Genomic DNA, 19,500 nt, shown 5'->3' on the forward strand with positions numbered 1-19,500 from the left:
TCAGCGTCCCTCGCGCGGCCAGAGCACGGTGAAATCAAAAGGGTGCCGTACCAGCCCGGCGCGATGGCCGGCCGCCGCGCCTGAGCCGAGAAAGAGGTCGATCCGGGCCGGGCCCAGGATGGCCGAACCGGTATCCTGCGCGATCATCAGGCGCACGAGCCGCTCCATCCCACCTTTGCCGTCGGGGATCTCGGTGTTGATCCAGGCCGGCATGCCATAGGGCCAGAGCGCGCGGTCGACGGCGATGCTGCGCAGGGGCGTCAGCGGCAGGCCGGCGCCGCCGATCGGCCCGGATTCGGCCGGGAGATCATCCTTGCGGGTGAAGAAGACGAAGGACTTGTTGAGGCGGATCAGGTCACGGGCGAAATCGGGATCGGCCTTCAGCCGGGCGATCAGCCGGTCCATCGTCATCTGCGCCGGCGGAATATTCTCGCGCTCGCTGAGCACGCGGCCGAGCGAGGTATAGGGATGACCGTTGCGACCGGAATAAATCAGCCGCACCACCTTGCCGTCGGGCAGGCGGACGCGGCCGGAGCCCTGGACCTGCAGCACGAAGCGATCGACCGGATCGCGCAGCCAGACGATCTCCAGCCCCTGCCCGTCGAGCGCACCGGTCTCGATCGCGGTGCGGTCGGGAAACGGCGCGAGGCCCTGGGCCGTCCGGCGAGCCGAGGACAGGGCCGGGTCGAGGCCGGGCCAGACATCGCCCTGCTGGCGCGTCACCAGATCGGCCGGGCGGTCGTAAAGCGGCGTCGGATAGGCTGCGGAGCTCGTCAGCGAGCCCTCGAACTCGGGCTCGAAATAGCCGGTCATGAATCCGCGTTCGGCGTTCTCCGGCCGTATCAGCCAGAAGCCGAAGCGCTCCTCGAAGAAACGGCGCGCCGTCGCACGGTCGGGCTGACCCTTGGCGAGCAGTTCGCGGGCATCGCGGCAGATCCGCATAAGCGTAGCGGGAATCGGGGCGCCCTGGCGCAGCGGCGGTTCGGTGGCGCAGCCGGCGGCGAAGATGGCGAGCGCCATGCGCTGATCGTCATCCTGCCAGCCGGGGATACTGGAAAACGAAACCGCCTCGGCGCGGGCGCCGGGCGGTAAAGGAGGAGCAGCGGGAGCGGGCGTCATGGCCGTGATCAGCAGGCTGGCGGCCAGGAGCGCAATGCGGCTCACGCGCCGGATTCGGTCGCGACCAGCAGCCAGTTCGGATCGCGGCTGCCGAGCTGACGCGAGAAGGTCCAGACGTCGTTGACCTCGGAGACCGCATCGGCGCTGCCATCGACGACATTGCCCTGCGCGTCGCGGGTCACGCTGATCAGCTGCGAGGCGAAGGCGATCGTCACCTGCGCTGTCTTGGCCTTGACGTCGACCGCAGCGATCTCGGCCTTGTCGATCGAGACGAAGGAGGATTCCGCCTTCTCGTTGCGCTTTTCGCGATCGGTGATCGCCTGCTCGAAACCGTCATAGACTTCCTTGGCGAGCAGGCCCTTCAGGGTCTTGCGGTCGCCGCGGGCGAAGGCGGTGACGATGGTCTCATAGGCGGCCTTGGCGCCGTTGAGGAAATCGTGCGGATCGAAGCCCGGCTCCTGCCGGGCGATCGCCTCGATGCCGGCGATGATCGGCGAATCCGGCGGGGCGATGTCCTTCCAGCGCTCGGCCGCAGGCTCGGCGCCATTGGCGACCGGATCATTGGCGGCACCCGGAAGACGAATGACATTGTCGCGCTTGGCGTCGGCAGGCTGCTGCGCCTGGTCGGGCCGCATCGGCGGCGCCTCACGGCGGGCGAAGGGGTCGGCCGGCGGCTGTTCGCTGCCCGTCTTCTGGCCAAGAACGGAACGCAGTTTCCAGGCGACGAAAACGGCCAGAGCCAGGAAGACCAAAGTCGTCATGTCGAAGGAATTTTGCATCGAACGCTGATCCGAAGCTCCAGGAGATCTTTACGCGCCGGCCCAATACGATAGTCGGCTGGCCATCGCATGCCATATGGTGATGCAGGCTCGTAACATCCACCCTTGTCCTTGTGAAGGCGGCTTCTTGTGCCTGAAGGTGGTCCATGATAGCCGACGCGTGCATGGCACCGGGGAGCGGTGCGCAGTCCCGAATGCCGGCACGGCGCGGGATTTTTCCGAGACAGCCTGCCAAAAGATGATGGGACCGATGGCCAACGACATCCCGAACGGCAACGGCGCGGGCACGGCAGACGCCGCGCCGAGCGTGAACGCCCTGATCCAGTACACCAAGGATTTCTCTTTCGAGAACCCGAAGGCGCCGCGCTCGCTGAGCCAGCAGGAGGCCCAGCAGGGCCCGCAGATGTCGCTGCAGGTGAATGTCTCCACCTCGGCGCTGTCCGAGACGGAATACGAGACCGTGCTCCAGCTCGAGGGCAAGGCCGAGGTCAAGGGCGAGACGCTGTTCGCCTTCGACCTGAGCTATGCCGGCGTGTTCCGCCTGGTGAACATCCCGCAGGAGCATGTTCACCCGGTGCTGGTAATCGATTGCGCCCGGCTGCTCTTCCCCTTCGCCCGCCAGATCATCGCCGACGCCGTGCAGGCCGGCGGCTTCCCGCCTTTCTACGTTCCCACGATCGACTTCGCCGCTCTGTTCCAGCAGCGGATGCAGCAGCTCCAGGCAGAGCAGGGCGCCAACGCCTGATACGATCGTGATCCGGCACGAGCGCTGCGAAAGGGCCCTTGCGGGCCCTTTTTCGTGACCGCAACCACCACGCAACTTGTGGGAAGCGGGAAGGCTCTCCATCTGCCCCAAATTGGACAGCCGTCCGACAACGCAGCATGGAGAACCGATGGACTATCTGATGACGCTTGCCGCCGACCCCGCCGTATGGGCGGCTCTCGGGGCACTGATCGCCATGGAGGTCGTCCTCGGTATCGACAACCTGATCTTCATCTCGATCCTGACCAACAAGCTGCCGGAGCATCAGCGCTCGCGCGGCCGCAGGATCGGTATCGCGCTGGCCCTCGTGCTGCGGCTGGGCCTGCTCAGCACCGTCGCCATCATCGTCCAGCTCACCGAGCCGGTCGTGACCCTCTTCGGCAAGAGCTTCTCCTGGCGTGATTTCATCCTGATCGCCGGCGGCCTGTTCCTGGTCTGGAAGGCGACCGTCGAGATCCATCACAAGGTCGATGTCGACCACGGGCCGGATGTGTTCGACGGCGGCAGGGCCGCGGCCGTGACCTTCGGCGGCGTCATCGTGCAGATCCTGCTGCTCGACCTCGTCTTCTCGATCGACAGCATCATCACCGCGGTCGGCATGACCGAGCACATCCCGGTCATGGTGATCGCGGTCATCGTCGCGGTGCTGACCATGCTGCTCGCGGCCGATCCGCTGGCGCGCTTCATCGAGAAGAACCCGACGATCGTGATGCTGGCGCTCGGCTTCCTGCTGATGATCGGCGGCACGCTGATCGGCGAAGGCTTCGGCGCCCATGTCCCGAAGGGCTATATCTATGCCGCCATGGCCTTCTCGGCCGCGATCGAGGCGCTCAACATGCTGTCGCGGCGCGCCTCCGGCCGACGCAGGCAATAGGTCCGCTCAGGCCTTCTTCTCTTCGAGCCCGAGATAGCCGCCCCAGAGCGGCGTCTTCAGGGTGAGGATGAAGGCCTCGTGGGCGGCGAGCGCCGCCTCGTCGAGGCGGGGCGCGAGCGGGCGCAGGCGCTGCGGCCGCTCGCTGATGCCGGCAAGCCCATTGGCGAGCCCCGCCACAGCGACGACGCCGAGGCCGAGATCGGCCTGCTTGCCGCCGATCAGCTCGATATAGACCTCGGCCAGGATCTCGGAATCGAGCAAGGCGCCGTGCTTGGTGCGGCGGGAATTGTCGATGCCATAACGCGAGCAGAGCGCGTCGAGGCTGTTCGAGGCACCGGGGTGCTTGCGGCGCGCCATGCCGAGCGTATCGACGACGCGGGCCGGATCGATCGGCCCCATGCCGAGGCGCCTGAATTCCATATTGAGGAAGCCGACGTCGAAGGACGCGTTGTGGATCACCAGCCGGGCACCGTCGACGAACTCGGCGAACTCCTGCGCGACCGCGGCGAAGACCGGCTTGTCGGAGAGGAAGGCGTCGGAGAGGCCGTGGACCTTGAAGGCGCCTTCCTGCATCGGCCGCTCGGGATTGATGTAGCAGTGGAAGGTACGGCCGGTCGGGCAATGATTGACGAGTTCGACGCCGCCGATCTCGACGACCCGGTCGCCATTATTGGCTTCGACGCCGGTGGTCTCGGTATCGAGGACGATCTCACGCATCGCTTGCAGCCTCATCGAATCGCTGGCGCCCTGGCCGGCCCGCGAGCGCGACAAGGATAGAACCGACCTGTCGCTCGGCAGCCAGCAAGCCGCGCGATGTGTCCACAAGGAAGTGGGCGCGGCGGCGCTTCTCGGCATCGGGCATCTGTCGCGCGAGGATCGCGGCGAGCTTCTCCTCCGTCATCTCCGGCCGGGCCAGGACGCGGGCGCGCTGGACCTCCGCCGGCGCGGTGATGACCACGACCGCGTCACAGCGCGCCTCGCCGCCGGTCTCGAGCAGGAGCGGCACATCGAGGATTGCGATGTCGCAGCCGGCGGCGCGGCAGCGGGCGAGGAAGGCGCGCTCCTCTTCACGGACGAGCGGGTGGATGATGCCTTCCAGTTTTCGCAGCGCTTCGGGCTTGCCGACCACGGCGGCGGAGAGGCGGGCGCGGTCGATGGCGCCATCCCCGGTAACGCCGGGAAAGGCAGCCTCGATCGGCGCGACGGCCTTGCCGCGATAGAGCGCGTGGACGGCGGCATCGGCGTCGTGGACCGGAATGCCGCGGGCACGGAACATCGCGGAGGTGGTGGATTTCCCCATCCCGATCGAGCCGGTCAATCCGAGGATGAAGGTCATGCGCGAAGGAGTTCCCGTGGCGGCTGGCCGAATCAGTGGCCGAGAATATCCGCTTCGAGCCGCGCCCGCAGTGCTGGCGTGACCGCGGGCCTGACGCCGAACCAGCGGGTGAAACCCGGCACGGCCTGATGCAGCAGCATGCCCAGGCCATCGACGGGAACGCCGCCAAGGCGTTCGGCCTGGTCGAGCAGGGCGGTGCGCAACGGCACATAGACGATGTCGTCGACGATCGTGCCCGGGCGCATGCCGGTCAGATCGAGCTCCAGGGGCGGCTGGCCGTTCATGCCGAGCGCCGTGCTGTTGACGATGAGATCAGCGGTCGCGACGAGCTGGTTACGGGCATTCCAGTCTGCCGCTTCGACAGGCGTGCCGAGCGCTGCCGCGAGCTCGCTGGCGCGGGCGGGGCTGCGGTTGCACAGCACGATACGGCCAAGCCCACGACCCTTCAGCGCATAGCCGATGGCGCGGGCAGCACCGCCGGCGCCCAGGATGAGGACTTTGCCGACATGCTTTTCCCAGCCCGGCACGGAGGCGTCGAGATGAGCGAGGAAGCCGGCGGCGTCGGTATTGTCGCCATGAAGCTTGTCGCCCTCGCGCCAGATCGTGTTGACCGCGCCCATCGCCTTGGCCGCCTCACTGGGGACGTCGACCAGCCTGAACGCGGCCTCCTTGTGCGGCACCGTGACATTGCCGCCGGCGAAGGCCCCTTGCCGGACCTTGTCGAGGAAGGCCGGAAGCTCGGTGGGTGGCACGTCTATCCGCTCATAGGAGCCATCGAGCCCGTGCTCGGCGATCCAGCTGCCATGGATGAGCGGCGAGCGCGAATGGGCGATCGGGTGGCCAATGACGAAGCAGCGGGTCATGGGATTCAACAGTTCGGATCAGCGGGCAAGAAGCTCGAGGTCGCGCAGGGCGTCGAGCACGGCGAAGAGCGGCAGGCCGAGGATGGTGAAATGGTCGCCCTCGACTGTCTCGAAAAGCTGAGCGCCAACGCCCTCGATCTGATAGCCGCCGACGCTGCCCAGAACGGCTGGGCCGGCGGCTGCAACATAGGAGGCGATGTAATCGGCCTCCAGCGGGCGCATGGTCAGGCGCGCCGTCTCGCCGCCCTCGGCGACGATCTCGCCATCACAAGCCAGGACAAAGGCCGAGTGAAGCTCATGCTCGCGCCCGGCGAGAGCCGCGATCTGAATCGCGGCCGCCGCGAGATCGGCAGGCTTGTGATAGATCCTGCCGTCGCAGGTCAGGCTCTGGTCGGCGCCGAGCACGAAGCGGCCGGGATTATTGATGGAGACGCCGAGCGCCTTGGCGCAGGCCAGCGCTCTGGCAATTGCCGAGCCGGCGGCCCCCTGTCGCAGCAAGGGTGCCTCCGCGGCGCGCTCGTCGAGATCGGGCCTGATGGTCTCGACCGGAATGCCGGCAGCCACGAGCATGTCGCGCCGCGTCGTGCTGCCGGAGGCCAGGAGCAGCGGCTGCCTTCCAAGCCAGAGGGAAACCGGGGCACTCATGTCGCGATGAACTTCATGCGGTGGTCGCGGAGCAGATCGAGGATCGCGGCGGCCGTCTCCTCGATCGAGCGGCGGGTGACATCGATCACCGGCCAGCCCTTGCGAGCGCAAAGCCGGCGCGACTGTGTGACCTCGTCGGCAACCGCTGTGGGATCGACATAGGGTGTCTCGTCGTCGGCCCTGAGCGACAGCAGCCGGTTCTGGCGGATCTGGACGATGCGCTCAGCGCTGGCGACGAGGCCGACAATCAGCGGTTTCTTCACCCGTTCGATCTCGTCGGGCAGCGGCACGTTCGGCACGAGCGGGACATTGGCGGTCTTGATGCCGCGATTGGCGAGATAGATGCTGGTGGGCGTCTTCGAGGTCCGGCTGATGCCGACCAGGATGACATCGGCATTTTCGAGGTCACCGCCGAGCTGCCCGTCATCATGCATCAGCGTGTAGTTCATCGCGTCGATGCGGCGGAAATACTCGCTGTTGAGCACATGCTGCGCGCCCGGCCGCGGCGCCGAGGCCTGGCCGAGATAGGATTGGAACAGCGCCAGAACCGGGTTGAGCACCGAGAGGCAGGGACAGCCGAGTTCCTTGCAGAAGCTTTCCAGGCGCTGCGACCATTCCGCTTCGACGAGGGTGTAGAGCACCACGCCGGGCGAGGATTCGATCTCGGCGAGCACACGCGCGAGCTGCGCCTCCGAGCGCACCAGCGGATAGACATGCTCGATCGCGGAGACCGATTCGTATTGTGCTGCCGCCGCGCGGCTGACCGCGATCAGGGTCTCGCCGGTCGCATCCGAGACGAGATGAAGGTGGAAATAATTGCGCGCCACTGCGGCTCCTGGGCTTTGCGGTCGCACAACCTCTAGCGCGCTGTCGGCGCAAAGCAAATCGGCCGAACCCGCGAATCGCCGGCTGCAGCCGGACTCACAGCCATGGGGAGCAATGTGGACAACCGATCACCTGACCGAGGCCGGGTCGGCGACCTGTATAAGTCCGGTCCGCCATCAACAGGGTGGCCGATGTGGAGGCATCGAGCGATGTTTCACGTGAATCATTTTCCGACGCGTTAACCCTCGCCGGATTCCGATTGGTTAAGAAACCCTTAACGCCTCGTTTCGAGCTATCTCGATAGCCGGCTCGGCGACTCCCAGCCTGTGGACTGGTTGTGGATCGGCTTGGGCCGGGCTATCTGCCCCCCTCCATGAGTCAAAACAAAAGATTCTCTCTCTAAGATTCTTATTTGATTTAAGAAGGCCTGCGACCGGAGTGGATATGGCAACGCGCGACGACCTGCTCTTCCTGCGGGCTCTTTCGGGTGAAATCCTGGCGAAGCCTCCCCTGTGGCTGATGCGCCAGGCGGGTCGCTATCTGCCTGAGTATCGTGAGGTCAGGGCCAAGGCCGGCAGCTTCCTCGGGCTTTGCTACAATCCCGATCTCGCCACCGAAGTGACCTTGCAGCCGATCCGCCGCTTCGGCTTCGATGCCGCGATCCTGTTCTGCGACATCCTGGTCGTCCCGCATGCCCTGGGCCAGAAGCTCTGGTTCGTGGAGGGCGAAGGTCCAAGGCTGGAGCCGGTCGGCGATGCGCAAAGGCTTGGCGAAATCCACGAGGAGATCGACCGGGATCTCCTGGCACCGGTCTACGAGACCGTTCAGAGGGTGAAGGCGGCACTGCCCGCGGAGACTGCCTTCATCGGCTTCTGCGGCGCGCCCTGGACCGTCGCGACCTATATGGTGGCTGGTCGAGGCACGCCCGATCAGGGACCGGCCAAGGAGCTCTTCACGCGCGATCCGGACCTGTTTGCGCGGCTGATCGACCGGGTGGTCGCTGCATCCATCGCCCATCTCAACGCGCAGATCGAGGCCGGCGTCGATGCGGTCCAGATCTTCGACAGCTGGGCCGGCTCGCTCAGTGAGGCCGATTTCGAGCGCTGGTGCATTGCGCCGACACGGCGGATCGTCGAGGGCGTGCGGGCGCGCCATGCCAAGGCAAAGATCATCGGCTTCCCGCGCGGCGCGGGTCGGCTGATCCCGGCCTATATCGCGGGCACCGGTGTGGATGCCGTCAGCCTGGAAAGCGATATCGATCGCGGTTTTGTACGCGAGCAGGTTCAAGCGCTGGTGCCGGTGCAGGGGCATCTTGATCCGCAGGTCCTGCGCGCGGGCGGAGCGGAGCTCGAGCGCGAGGTCGAAGCGATCCGTGCGTCATTCGGCGCAGGTCCGTTCGTGTTCAATCTCGGGCATGGCATTTTGCCGGATACGCCGATCGCTCATGTCGAGCGGCTGGTCGCTGCAGTCAGGGCATGAGGACAGGCTGATGCTGATCGAATGGATCAAGGCTTTCCACGTGATGGCGGTGATTTCGTGGATGGCCGGCATGCTCTATCTGCCGCGGCTGATGGTCTATCATAGCGACGCCCCGGTCGGCTCGATCCAGTCCGAGACCTTCAAGATCATGGAGCGCCGGCTGCTCAAGGGAATCATCAACCCGGCGATGACCTTGACCTGGATCCTCGGCCTCTATCTCGCCTGGTCGGTCTATGGCTTCAAGGGCGGCTGGCTGCACGCCAAATTGCTGCTCGTCTTCATCATGTCCGGCGTCCATGGCTTTCTCGTCGGCCGGGTCCGCGCCTTCGCCGAGGATCGCAACGACAAGCCCGCCCGGTTCTACCGGATCATCAACGAAGTGCCGGCAGTGCTGATGGCGCTGATCGTCATTCTCGTGATCGTGAAGCCCTTCTGAGTTCTGCCTTCGTTTCCCGCTTGAGCCTATCGCCGAAACCCGCTATCAAGCCTTAGCGCATCTTCTGCGTCCTTCCCTGTTGCCGATGGTTCGTGAGATTTCTGCCTAAGAGCAGATGCTCATGGCGCGTAGCTAGCGCGCTGGCCCTTTCAGGCCCTGTCGAGCCCTCCATATGAGTCCTTGGCCCTCGCCGTCGCGCCGGGGCAGTTACGATCCGGGTGCCCCATGCGGGAAATCAAACTTCACGAACTCAAGGTCAAATCTCCGACCGAACTCCTCGCCTTTGCCGAAGGCATGGAGGTCGAGAACGCCAGCACGATGCGCAAGCAGGAGCTGATGTTCGCGATCCTCAAGCAGCTCGCTGCGAAGGAGACTGAAATCCTCGGCGAAGGCGTCGTCGAGGTCCTGCAGGACGGCTTCGGCTTCCTGCGTTCTTCCGATTCGAATTATCTGCCGGGTCCGGACGACATCTACGTCTCGCCCTCGCAGATCCGGAAGTTCGGCCTGCGCACGGGCGACACCGTCGAGGGCCCGATCCGTGGCCCGAAGGACGGCGAGCGCTATTTCGCGCTGCTCAAGGTCAACACGATCAATTTCGAGGATCCCGAGAAGATCCGGCACAAGATCCATTTCGACAACCTGACGCCGCTCTATCCCGACGAGCGCCTGCGCCTGGAAGTCCAGGATCCGACCAAGAAGGATTTCTCGCCGCGCGTCATCGACATCGTCGCGCCGATCGGCAAGGGCCAGCGCGCCCTGATCGTGGCGCCGCCGCGTACCGGCAAGACGGTGCTGCTGCAGAACATCGCGCAGTCGATCACCAGCAACCATCCGGAATGCTATCTGATCGTTCTGCTGATCGATGAGCGTCCCGAAGAAGTCACCGACATGCAGCGCTCGGTGAAGGGCGAGGTCGTGTCCTCGACCTTCGACGAGCCGGCCTCGCGCCACGTCCAGGTCGCCGAGATGGTCATCGAGAAGGCAAAGCGCCTGGTCGAGCATGGCCGCGACGTTGTGATCCTGCTCGATTCGATCACCCGCCTAGGCCGCGCCTACAACACGGTCGTGCCGTCTTCCGGCAAGGTGCTGACCGGCGGTGTCGACGCCAATGCCCTGCAGCGCCCCAAGCGCTTCTTCGGTGCTGCCCGCAATATCGAGGAAGGCGGCTCGCTGACCATCGTCGCGACGGCCCTGATCGATACCGGCAGCCGTATGGACGAAGTCATCTTCGAAGAGTTCAAGGGCACCGGTAACTCGGAAATCGTGCTCGACCGCAAGGTGGCCGACAAGCGCATCTTCCCGGCGATCGACATCCTTAAGTCCGGCACCCGCAAGGAAGAGCTCATCACCCCGAAGGACGTGCTGCAGAAGACCTATGTCCTGCGCCGCATCCTCAACCCGATGGGCCCGCAGGATGCGATCGAGTTCCTGATCGACAAGCTGCGCCAGACGAAACAGAACTCCGAGTTCTTCGACTCGATGAATACCTGATCGGTATCTCTCTCGGTGAGAGAGACGAGCAAGGCGAATGTGGAAGGGTCGCGAGAGCGGCCCTTTCTTTTTGCCGCAGGCAGGCGTGGGGTCGCCCCGACTCAGCTCAGTCGTTCGAGCGAACTGCCGGTTCAGCGCTGGACAGAACGGCCGCGGCCAATCGATTCGGCTCCGTGACGGGTGGCAGGCAGCGGCCGGCAAAGCAGACGAAGACAGCGCCATCTCCTGCCCGCTCGATCATGGCTGCGGCGGGATGGTCGGCCGGCAGGCTTGCCGCATCCGGAGCCTCGATGATGATCGTCGTCGTATACGGCAGTTTCAAAGCTGCCTCGCGCAATGCCCCCCGTTCTCGGCCTGCGATCACGATCTCCACGCCATTGCGCGCCACGTCATAGGCGTTGAGCATCGAGCCGTGGGCCATCGGCGCCCGGGCCGCTGCCGCGAGCGCCGCGTCAAGAAAGCTCTCGGCGTGGCTGCGGTCATTGGCTTCGCCGGTCTTGGCCGCGAGCCGAAGCAAATTGCTGGCGTGAATGCCGATCGCATTCGGCACGGCATCGTCATGGCTCGGTCTCGGTATGACCGGCAAGCTGCTGGAATCATTGCGGGTCATGCCGAGTAGGCCCGTCTCGGTGCTGCGGTAGTGCCGCCAGAGATGGTTCGACCAGCGCCGGGCATGCTCGAGGTAGCGCGGCTCGGAGGTCGCATCGTGCAAGGCAAGCGCGGCGTCGATCATGGCAGCGTGGTCGAGGGCGAAGCCTGGCTTGATCAGCCGCCCTGCCCGATAGGAGTGGGCCAAGCCATCGCCATCGGCCATCGATTCGGCAACGAAATCATAGGCGCGCTGCGCCAGCGCGAGCCATTGGGGCTTGGCGAGCAGGCCGGCAGCGCGAGCGAGCGCTGCGATCATCAGGCCGTTCCAATCCGCCAGGATCTTGTCGTCCCGGCCGGGTGGGATGCGCTGGCTGCGGATCGCCAGCAGCGTCTCGCGGATGCGAGCGAGCTCCGCTGCCTCGGCGGCGTCGGGTTCTGGCGTCTCCAACCGATTCGGGATCGTAACTTCTTCCCAATTGCCGTGCGGGGTCACATCGTAATGGCGGGCGAAGAGCGCGGCATCCTCCGGCGGCAGCAGGTCGCGGAGCTCCCGAGCGGTCCAGACATAGTATTTGCCTTCGACGCCTTCGGAATCGGCATCGAGGCTGGCCGCGAAAGCGCCCTCCGGCAGCAGCATCTCGCGCGCGAGCCAGGCGACGATACCGTCCGCCGCCGTCCGCGCGATCGTATCGCCGCTGCGCGCCGCCTCGAGCGCATAGAGGCTCAGGAGCTGGGCATTGTCGTAGAGCATTTTCTCGAAATGCGGCACGAGCCAGCGCTCGTCGACCGAGTAGCGGGCGAAGCCTCCGCCGAGATGATCATAAATGCCGCCGCGGGCCATGCGCTCCAGGCTCCGGGTGGCGCGTTGGAGCGTGAGTTGATCGCCCGTGCGGGAGCCATGGCGCCAAAGCAGCTCGACCAGGCCGGGATTGGGGAATTTGGGCGCGCCGCGCAGCCCGCCATGATGGGGATCGAAAGCCTGCGCGACCTGCCTGGCGATCTCGCCGAGATCCGGCTCGTAGCGCTGCTCGCCGCTCGTTGCCGCTTCGCTGCGGATCAGCGCGGCCTTGATCGCTTCGGCATTCTTGGCAATGCGCTGCGGGTCCTGGGCATGGATCGCCGCGATCTGATGCAGGACCGTGCTGAAGGAAGGCCGGCCGTAGCGCGCCTGCGGCGGGAAATAGGTCCCACCCCAGAAGGGTTCGCCATCGGCTGTGAGAAACATGGTCAGTGGCCAGCCACCCTGCTCGCCCAGGCTATGCAGTGCGCTCATATAGACATGGTCGATATCGGGCCGTTCCTCGCGGTCGACCTTGATGTTGACGAAGAGCTCGTTCATCAGCGCCGCCGTCGCGTGGTTCTCAAAGCTCTCATGGGCCATGACATGGCACCAATGGCAGGCGGCATAGCCAATGGAGAGCAGAACTGGCCGGCCGCTGCGCCTCGCCTCGGCGAAGGCATCTTCGCTCCACTCCCACCAATGGACGGGATTGTCCTTATGCTGCAGGAGATAGGGGCTGGCGGCCGCTTCGAGACGGTTCATGGGCGGCTCCGACGGGACGATTGAAGGCGAATAATGCTCACCCATGAGGAATATCCGACGATTGTGGCGGTGTCGTCGGGAAACGGCCGCGCCGGTGTGGCGGTGGTGCGGGTATCCGGCTCACGCGTTCGATTCGTCCTCGAAACATTTGCGGGACTTGTCCCCACCCCGCGGCATGCGACGCTGCGGCACGTGCGGGACGGATCTGGCGAGATCATCGATACCGCCCTTGTCCTGTTCTTCCCTGCTCCTGCCAGCTTTACCGGCGAGGATGTCGCCGAATTCCATGTCCATGGCTCACGTGCCGTCCTGGCGGCGTTGCTTGCCGCGTTGACGGCCCTGCCCGGCATCCGCCTCGCCGAGGCCGGCGAATTCACCCGCCGTGCCTTCGAGGCCGGCAAGCTCGATCTCGCCGCTGTCGAAGGCCTTGCCGACCTGATCGATTCGGAGACGGAATGGCAGCGCAGGCAGGCGCTGCGCCAAATGGAGGGCTCGCTCGGGCGCGCCTCCGAGGCCTGGCGCGAGCGGCTGATCAAGGCAATGGCGCTCCTGGAAGCCGAGATTGATTTCTCGGATGAGGGCGATGTCTCCGGTCCCTTGATCGGCGAGGCCGTCGGTGACGTGTCTGATGTGCTCGCCGGCCTCAACGCGGCACTCGGCTCGTTCCGTATGGGCGAGCGCGTGCGTGATGGCTTCGTCGTGGTGCTCGCCGGGCCACCCAATGCCGGCAAGTCCAGTCTGCTCAACGCATTGGCGCGGCGCGACGTCGCCATTGTCTCGGCCCAACCAGGCACGACGCGTGATATCATCGAGGTTCGGCTCGATCTTGCAGGCTTTCCTGTGGTTCTGGTCGATACGGCGGGATTGCGCGAGAGCGCCGATCCGATCGAGGCGGAGGGCGTCAGGAGGGCGTTGGCACTGGCTGAAAAGGCCGATCTGGTGCTGCGACTGCGTTCAATCGATTCGTCTCCGAACCGAATTGGCTTGAGTCACCGTGACCTGGCACTTGCGACGAAGGCGGACTTGCCGGGACGGTCGGAGCCGGACGAGTTGGTCGTTTCAGCCCGAACTGGGGAAGGCCTGGACGCACTGCTGAAGGCGATCAGCGAGCGACTCGGTGGGTTGTCGAGCCCGGAGCCAGCCTTGTTGACGCGCGAGCGGCAGCGTATCGCCGTAGCGGATGCCGTGGCGGCGTTGAAGCGTGTGGTGTCTGCTCGGCATGACCAGGCCGAGCTGCTGGCCGAGGATATCCGGATCGCGGTTCGGGCCCTGGAGCGTCTTGTCGGCCGGGTCGATGTCGAGGATGTTCTCGATAAGCTTTTTTCCGGGTTCTGCATTGGAAAATAGCGTTAACAGCAGGTAAAAAGCCGGCGTTTCACGTGAAACCTCGGCCTAGCCACGAGAAGATAATTGACCCTCTGCCTTGGCTTGAGTAGCGGAATGCCATGTCCGATTTCGTGAACACATATGACGTCATCGTCGTCGGCGGTGGCCATGCCGGCGCGGAGGCTGCAGCTGCGGCTGCGCGTCTTGGCGCGCGCACGGCACTGCTGACGCACCGGCGGGAAACCATCGGCGTGATGTCGTGCAATCCCGCCATTGGCGGGCTCGGCAAGGGCCATCTCGTGCGCGAGATCGATGCGCTCGACGGCGTGATGGCGCGGGCGGCAGATCGTGGCGGCATCCAGTTCCGCATGCTCAATCGCCGCAAAGGTCCAGCGGTGCGCGGGCCGCGAGCCCAGGCCGATCGCAAGCTCTATCGTCAGACGGTCCAGGATCTTTTGGCCGAGTATGCCAATCTCGACATCATCGCCGGTGAGGCTTTCGATCTTGATATCGCCGATGACCGCGTGACCGCGGTCATTCTGGCCGACGGGCGTCGGTTCGCTACCGGAACGGTTGTGCTCACGACGGGCACGTTCTTGCGTGGCTTGATCCATATTGGCGAGGCGAAGATTCCGGCTGGTCGTGTCGACGAGGCCCCGTCGCTGGGCCTTTCCGCCACGCTGGAACGCTATGGCTTTCCGCTTGGGCGGCTCAAGACCGGCACGCCACCACGGCTCGATGGACGCACGATCGACTGGGGTGGGCTCGAGATGCAGGCCGGCGATGAGCCGCCGGAGCCATTCTCGGCGCTTACCAAGGCGATCACTACGCCCCAGATCTCCTGCGGCATCACCCGCACGACCTTGGCCGGGCACGACCTGATCCGGGCCAATCTGCATCGGGCGCCGATGTTCTCGGGCCAGATCGAGGGTCGTGGCCCGCGCTATTGTCCGTCGATCGAGGATAAGGTCGGTCGCTTCGGCGACCGCGACGGCCATCAGATCTTCCTGGAGCCGGAAGGGCTCGACGATCCGACGGTTTATCCGAATGGGATCTCGACTTCCCTGCCGGAGGATGTGCAGCTCGGCCTTCTGAAGACGATTCCCGGCCTTGAGCATGCGGTGATGCTGCGACCGGGCTATGCGATCGAGTATGATTTCGTCGATCCTCGCGCGCTCAAGAGCACGCTCGAGACGCGCGCGATCCAGGGCTTGTTCCTGGCCGGACAGATCAACGGCACGACCGGCTATGAGGAAGCAGCGGCCCAGGGGCTGTTTGCCGGCCTCAATGCGGCACGACGGGCTGGTGGCGCCGAACCTGTCACCATGGACCGGACGTCATCCTATATCGGTGTTCTCGTCGACGATCTGGTGACGCGCGGCGTTACGGAGCCGTATCGGATGTTCACGTCGCGGGCGGAGTTCCGCCTGTCGCTTCGCGTCGACAATGCTGACGAGAGGCTGACGTCCTGGGGCGCCCGGCTCGGCTTGGTCGGCTCCGAGCGTGAGAGCCATTTCCGGGTCAATGCGGAGCAGACCGAAGAGCTGCGTGAGCGGCTGCGCGGCCTCTCCTTGACGCCGCAGGAGGCTGACCAGGCCGGGCTTCAGCTCAATCGCGATGGCATTCGCCGCAGCGCCTACCAGTTGCTGTCCTATCCGGATATCGGCTTCGACCAGCTCGCCGCAATCTGGCCTGAGCTCGCGGCATATAACCCCGCAGTCGCATCACGTGTCACTGCCGATGCGACCTATGCTGTTTATCTCGATCGGCAGGCGGCGGAGATTGGTGCGGTCCAGCGCGATCAGGCTCTGGTCGTTCCGGATGACCTCGATCTTGATGTCATTTCAGGCCTGTCCAACGAGATCAAGGCGAAGCTGTCCGAACAACGCCCGGCCAATCTGGCGCAGGCGGCGAAGATCGAGGGCATGACGCCGGCGGCGCTGACCTTGCTGGCGGCCCATGCCCGGCGCGGGCGGAAGCGCCTTCAACAACCGGCGGCCTGACCCATGGCTGTTGATAACGGTGATAAGGCTGACCGCGACCGCGCTTTGCGCTTGACACCTGTTTCACGTGAAACAGAGGAGCGGCTGGCGCTCCTGGTCTCCGAGTTGGCGCGCTGGCAAAAGGCCAAGAACCTCGTCTCGTCCGGGACGCTCGCGGATGTCTGGACCCGGCACGTCGCTGACTCGCTCCAACTCTTCAGCCTGGCGCCGGAGGCCAGGACCTGGCTCGATCTCGGTTCCGGTGGCGGCTTTCCTGGGCTCGTGCTCGGGATTTGTCTGGCGGAGACGGGCGGCCAGATCGATCTGGTCGAGAGCAATGCCCGCAAATGCGCCTTCCTGCGCCACGCGGCCCGGCTGACCGGCGCACCGGTCACGGTCCATGCGGCGCGGATCGAGGATGTGATCGGAAATTTCACTGGAAAAGTCGACGTCGTCACGGCGCGCGCTCTCGCGCCGCTGCCAAACCTGCTCGGATGGTGTAAAGAACTGTTGAGAACTGGCACCCTCGGACTCTTTCCCAAGGGACAATATCTAGATGCCGAATTGACCGAAGCCTCTAAATATTGGAATATTCAGGCCTCAACAGTTGTTTCCCTGACAGATCCGGCGGCCCGAATCCTGATGATTCGCGGAGCCGAGCAGCGGGTTGAACCATGAACGCTCTGACCCCCATTTCGAGTTCTCGCCGGCCTCGCGTCCTGGCCCTGGCGAACCAGAAGGGTGGCGTGGGCAAGACCACGACCGCCATCAACCTTGGCACCGCGCTCGCCGCCATCGGCGAGAAGGTGCTGATCATCGATCTCGATCCCCAGGGCAACGCCTCGACCGGGCTCGGTGTCGATCGCAAGAGCCGGGCCTCGTCGACCTATGACGTGCTCTGCGGCGATATTGGCCTCGGCCAGGCGCTGCAGGAGACGGCTGTTCCCGGTTTGTGCATTGCGCCCTCGACGCTCGACCTGCTTGGCGTCGAGCTCGAGATCGCCAGCGCCAAGGATCGTGCGCATCGGCTGAAGAAGGCGATCGACGAGATCGCCGACGATCAGCGCTGCTGCGACCTGACCTATATCCTGATCGACTGCCCGCCCTCGCTCAGCTTGATCACGATCAACGCGATGACTGCGGCTGACGCTGTCCTCGTGCCGCTGCAATGCGAGTTCTTCGCGCTCGAAGGTCTCAGCCAGCTGCTGAAGACGGTCGAGCAGGTCCGCAATGGCCTCAATCCGCGCCTGATGATCCAGGGCGTGGTGCTGACCATGTACGACCCGCGCAACAATCTCTCGGGCCAAGTCATGGCCGATGTGCGCGAGTTCCTCGGCGAGAAGGTCTACGAGACGGTGATTCCACGCAATGTGCGGGTGTCCGAGGCGCCGTCCTATGGCAAGCCCGCCCTGCTCTACGATCTGCGCTGCTCGGGTTCCCAGGCCTATTTGCGCCTGGCTTCGGAGGTGATCAAGCGAGAGCGGGAGCTCCGCGCTGCCTAGGGTTTGGTGACATATGTTGAAAGGTTCTGCCATGGCCGAGGAACAAGGACGTTCCCGTCTGGGGCGCGGTCTCGCGGCCCTGATCGGAGATGTCGGCGACGAGATCGGCGCCATCGAGCGCTCGCGTGGCCAAAGGCGCGTTCCGGTCGAATTCCTGCGGCCGAGTGCGCGTAACCCGCGGCGGACCTTCGGCGAGGATGATCTCGAGGAGCTTACGGCGTCGATCCGCGAGCGCGGCATCCTGCAGCCGATCATCGTCCGCGCGATCAGCGGCATGGCCGATGCCTATGAGATCATTGCCGGCGAGCGGCGCTGGCGCGCGGCGCAGCGGGCCGGGCTGCATGACGTGCCGGTGATCCTGGTCGAAGCCAATGACCGCGAAGCGCTCGAGATCGCCATTGTCGAGAATGTGCAGCGCACCGACCTCAACGCGATCGAGGAGGCGGCCGGCTATGAGCGGCTGATCGCCGAGTTCAGCTATACGCAGAACGACCTGGCCCGCGTCATCGGCAAGAGCCGCAGCCATGTCGCCAACACCTTGCGCCTGTCGAAGCTGCCCGATCCGGTCCGCAGGATGGTCAGCGAAGGCGCGGTCTCGGCTGGCCATGCCCGCGCGCTGCTCTCGGTCGCCGATCCCGAGGCGATGGCCAAGAAAATCGTCGACGAGGGGCTGAGCGTCCGCGATATCGAGCGGATCGTCCAGGAGGAGACGCGCGGCGAGGCGAAGAGCGCTCCCGCCGCCAAGCCGAAACTCGAGAAGGATCCCGATACCCGTGCCGTCGAGAAAGCGCTGGAGGAGGTTCTGGGCGTCTCCGTCTCGATCCAGCACCGCGCCAATGGCGGTGGCGAGATGCGGCTGAGCTACAAGACGCTCGAGCAGCTCGACGCGCTCTGCCGGCGGCTCAAGGCGGACTAAGCCCCGCGCCCACCACTCTGAGCGAGCCGCGCCAAGGTCCATAGCGCGCGGGTCGCGGTGGGGCGGGCGATTTCGCCGTCGCGCCGGACCGCCAGCATGGCCGCTCCGAGCGTGGTGACCGCTTCCGTCAGCTTCGGCACAGTCCAGGCGTTCAATGCGGCCTCAGCGGCCGCCATGCGCGGAAAGGGCAGGCGCATGCCTGCCACCGCATCGCGAGGGCCGCGGCCGCCATCGACGCTCTGGCGGGCTTTCAGCAGCACGAGAGCATGGCGCAGCACGGCGCCGAGCATGACGCCGGAATCCAGCCCTTCGCTGGTCAACTTGGCCATTGCGAGATCGAGGGTCGGCAGGCGTCCGGCGAAAACTGCATCGACGAGGGCGGCCTGCTCGCGCTGGGCGGTATCGCCGACGACGGCCTCGATATGCTCCTCGGTGATCGAGCCGTCATTTCCAGCATAAAGCAGCAGCTTTTCGATCTCGCGCCGAGAGGTCTGGCGGTCGCCACCGAGCAGGCCGGCAAGCTGTTCCCGTGTCGTCCGGTCGATGGTCTTGCCGGCCTGACGCATCATCTCGTCGATGATACTGCCGAGATCGCGCGCAGCATCGCCATAGCAAGGCACGGCGAGAGCCGTTTTCGCCTTTTCGCAAGCGACACGCAGTGGATTGGTCCGCTGGAGATCCCCGGCCTCGACGATGACGATGGCATCCTGCGAGGGCGTCGCCAGCAGGGGCTCGACGGCGGCCAGCAGCGGCTTCGAGGTCGGCGAGACGCGGATGGCCCGCCGGCCGCCGAATAGGCCGATCGTATTGGCCTCGTCGACCAGCTTCAGTGGGTCGGAGGCGATATCGTCGCCATCCATGCGCACGAGCTGGAAGGCATCATTGGTGTCGTCGACGCTGGCGCGCGCGAGCGCCGTGGCGCGTTCCGAGACGAGCCCGGCATCGGGCCCATAGATCAGGACGAGGCGCCAGGCCGGATCCGGCTTGGCCAGGGCGCGGTCGGCCTCATGCGCCTTGATGGCGACCATGC

At 65.3% G+C, this 19,500-nt stretch carries 19 protein-coding genes; 10 read left to right on the forward strand and 9 right to left on the reverse strand.

What is annotated here, in order from left to right:
- On the reverse strand, positions 1–1,164 hold the full coding sequence (gene mltA / locus EV560_RS09305) for a murein transglycosylase A (protein WP_131855442.1): 1,164 nt from the start codon (positions 1,162–1,164) through the stop codon (positions 1–3).
- Positions 1,161–1,898 carry a Tim44/TimA family putative adaptor protein gene (locus EV560_RS09310; protein WP_131855443.1) on the reverse strand — a complete coding sequence of 246 codons (738 nt, stop codon included), beginning with the start codon at positions 1,896–1,898 and terminating at the stop codon, positions 1,161–1,163. Before EV560_RS09310 ends, mltA begins: the two co-directional genes overlap by 4 nt.
- Before the next feature lie 250 nt (positions 1,899–2,148).
- Between EV560_RS09310 and secB the strand changes: the two genes are divergently transcribed.
- A complete protein-coding gene (secB, locus tag EV560_RS09315; RefSeq protein ID WP_131855444.1) occupies positions 2,149–2,643 on the forward strand; it encodes a protein-export chaperone SecB in 495 nt (164 codons plus the stop codon).
- A gap of 148 nt (positions 2,644–2,791) precedes the next feature.
- The gene (locus EV560_RS09320; RefSeq protein WP_131855445.1) at positions 2,792–3,535 is read left to right on the forward strand and encodes a TerC family protein; all 744 of its coding nucleotides are present in this window, start codon (positions 2,792–2,794) and stop codon (positions 3,533–3,535) included.
- A 6-nt stretch (positions 3,536–3,541) separates the two neighbouring features.
- Here EV560_RS09320 and dnaQ read toward each other — a convergent pair whose 3' ends face one another.
- From dnaQ to EV560_RS09345, 5 genes are read right to left on the reverse strand one after another with little or no spacing between them, the layout of a single operon-like run.
- Positions 3,542–4,252, reverse strand: coding sequence for a DNA polymerase III subunit epsilon (dnaQ, locus tag EV560_RS09325; protein ID WP_131855446.1), 711 nt, complete (start codon positions 4,250–4,252; stop codon positions 3,542–3,544).
- Entirely contained in the window at positions 4,245–4,871 is a 627-nt protein-coding gene (gene coaE, locus EV560_RS09330) for a dephospho-CoA kinase (protein WP_131855447.1), read from the reverse strand. Before coaE ends, dnaQ begins: the two co-directional genes overlap by 8 nt.
- Positions 4,872–4,903: 32 nt before the next feature.
- Positions 4,904–5,734 carry a shikimate dehydrogenase gene (locus EV560_RS09335; protein WP_131855448.1) on the reverse strand — a complete coding sequence of 277 codons (831 nt, stop codon included), beginning with the start codon at positions 5,732–5,734 and terminating at the stop codon, positions 4,904–4,906.
- Between the two features lie 18 nt (positions 5,735–5,752).
- Positions 5,753–6,379, reverse strand: a complete 627-nt coding sequence (locus EV560_RS09340) for a Maf family protein (protein ID WP_131855449.1) — start codon at positions 6,377–6,379, stop codon at positions 5,753–5,755.
- Positions 6,376–7,206, reverse strand: coding sequence for a pyruvate, water dikinase regulatory protein (locus EV560_RS09345; RefSeq protein WP_131855450.1), 831 nt, complete (start codon positions 7,204–7,206; stop codon positions 6,376–6,378). The genes EV560_RS09340 and EV560_RS09345 overlap by 4 nt, the downstream gene beginning before the upstream one ends.
- A 442-nt stretch (positions 7,207–7,648) precedes the next feature.
- Between EV560_RS09345 and hemE the strand changes: the two genes are divergently transcribed.
- From hemE to rho, 3 genes are all read left to right on the forward strand, one after another.
- A complete protein-coding gene (gene hemE, locus EV560_RS09350) occupies positions 7,649–8,683 on the forward strand; it encodes a uroporphyrinogen decarboxylase (protein ID WP_131855451.1) in 1,035 nt (344 codons plus the stop codon).
- Positions 8,649–9,119 (forward strand): protoporphyrinogen oxidase HemJ, encoded by a 471-nt coding sequence (gene hemJ, locus EV560_RS09355; RefSeq protein WP_465246987.1) that lies wholly within the window; start codon positions 8,649–8,651, stop codon positions 9,117–9,119. The genes hemE and hemJ overlap by 35 nt, the downstream gene beginning before the upstream one ends.
- 225 nt (positions 9,120–9,344) lie before the next feature.
- On the forward strand, positions 9,345–10,610 hold the full coding sequence (gene rho / locus EV560_RS09360) for a transcription termination factor Rho (protein ID WP_131855453.1): 1,266 nt from the start codon (positions 9,345–9,347) through the stop codon (positions 10,608–10,610).
- A 106-nt stretch (positions 10,611–10,716) separates the two neighbouring features.
- Here rho and EV560_RS09365 read toward each other — a convergent pair whose 3' ends face one another.
- Positions 10,717–12,744 carry a thioredoxin domain-containing protein gene (locus EV560_RS09365; RefSeq protein WP_131855454.1) on the reverse strand — a complete coding sequence of 676 codons (2,028 nt, stop codon included), beginning with the start codon at positions 12,742–12,744 and terminating at the stop codon, positions 10,717–10,719.
- A gap of 33 nt (positions 12,745–12,777) precedes the next feature.
- On the opposite strand from EV560_RS09365, the gene mnmE reads away from it, so the two are divergent.
- The 5 genes from mnmE (at position 12,778) to EV560_RS09390 (ending at position 18,470) form a co-directional block, all read left to right on the forward strand.
- Positions 12,778–14,091: a tRNA uridine-5-carboxymethylaminomethyl(34) synthesis GTPase MnmE gene (gene mnmE, locus EV560_RS09370; protein WP_131855455.1), complete on the forward strand. Its 1,314-nt coding sequence runs from the start codon at positions 12,778–12,780 to the stop codon at positions 14,089–14,091.
- Positions 14,092–14,189: 98 nt separating this feature from the next.
- Complete coding sequence (gene mnmG, locus EV560_RS09375) at positions 14,190–16,073, forward strand: tRNA uridine-5-carboxymethylaminomethyl(34) synthesis enzyme MnmG (protein WP_131855456.1); 1,884 nt, start codon at positions 14,190–14,192, stop codon at positions 16,071–16,073.
- 3 nt (positions 16,074–16,076) lie between these two features.
- Positions 16,077–16,730, forward strand: coding sequence for a 16S rRNA (guanine(527)-N(7))-methyltransferase RsmG (gene rsmG, locus EV560_RS09380; RefSeq protein ID WP_131855457.1), 654 nt, complete (start codon positions 16,077–16,079; stop codon positions 16,728–16,730).
- Positions 16,727–17,554, forward strand: a complete 828-nt coding sequence (locus EV560_RS09385; protein ID WP_131855458.1) for a ParA family protein — start codon at positions 16,727–16,729, stop codon at positions 17,552–17,554. The genes rsmG and EV560_RS09385 overlap by 4 nt, the downstream gene beginning before the upstream one ends.
- Positions 17,555–17,585: 31 nt before the next feature.
- Positions 17,586–18,470 (forward strand): ParB/RepB/Spo0J family partition protein, encoded by an 885-nt coding sequence (locus EV560_RS09390; RefSeq protein ID WP_131855459.1) that lies wholly within the window; start codon positions 17,586–17,588, stop codon positions 18,468–18,470.
- On the opposite strand, the gene holA is transcribed toward EV560_RS09390, so the two are convergent.
- Positions 18,467–19,498, reverse strand: a complete 1,032-nt coding sequence (gene holA, locus EV560_RS09395; protein ID WP_131855460.1) for a DNA polymerase III subunit delta — start codon at positions 19,496–19,498, stop codon at positions 18,467–18,469. The genes EV560_RS09390 and holA overlap by 4 nt on opposite strands.
- Positions 19,499–19,500: the final 2 nt, after the last annotated feature.

This window comes from Allobosea sp. BK604, assembly GCF_004341515.1.
Lineage (GTDB): Bacteria > Pseudomonadota > Alphaproteobacteria > Rhizobiales > Beijerinckiaceae > Allobosea.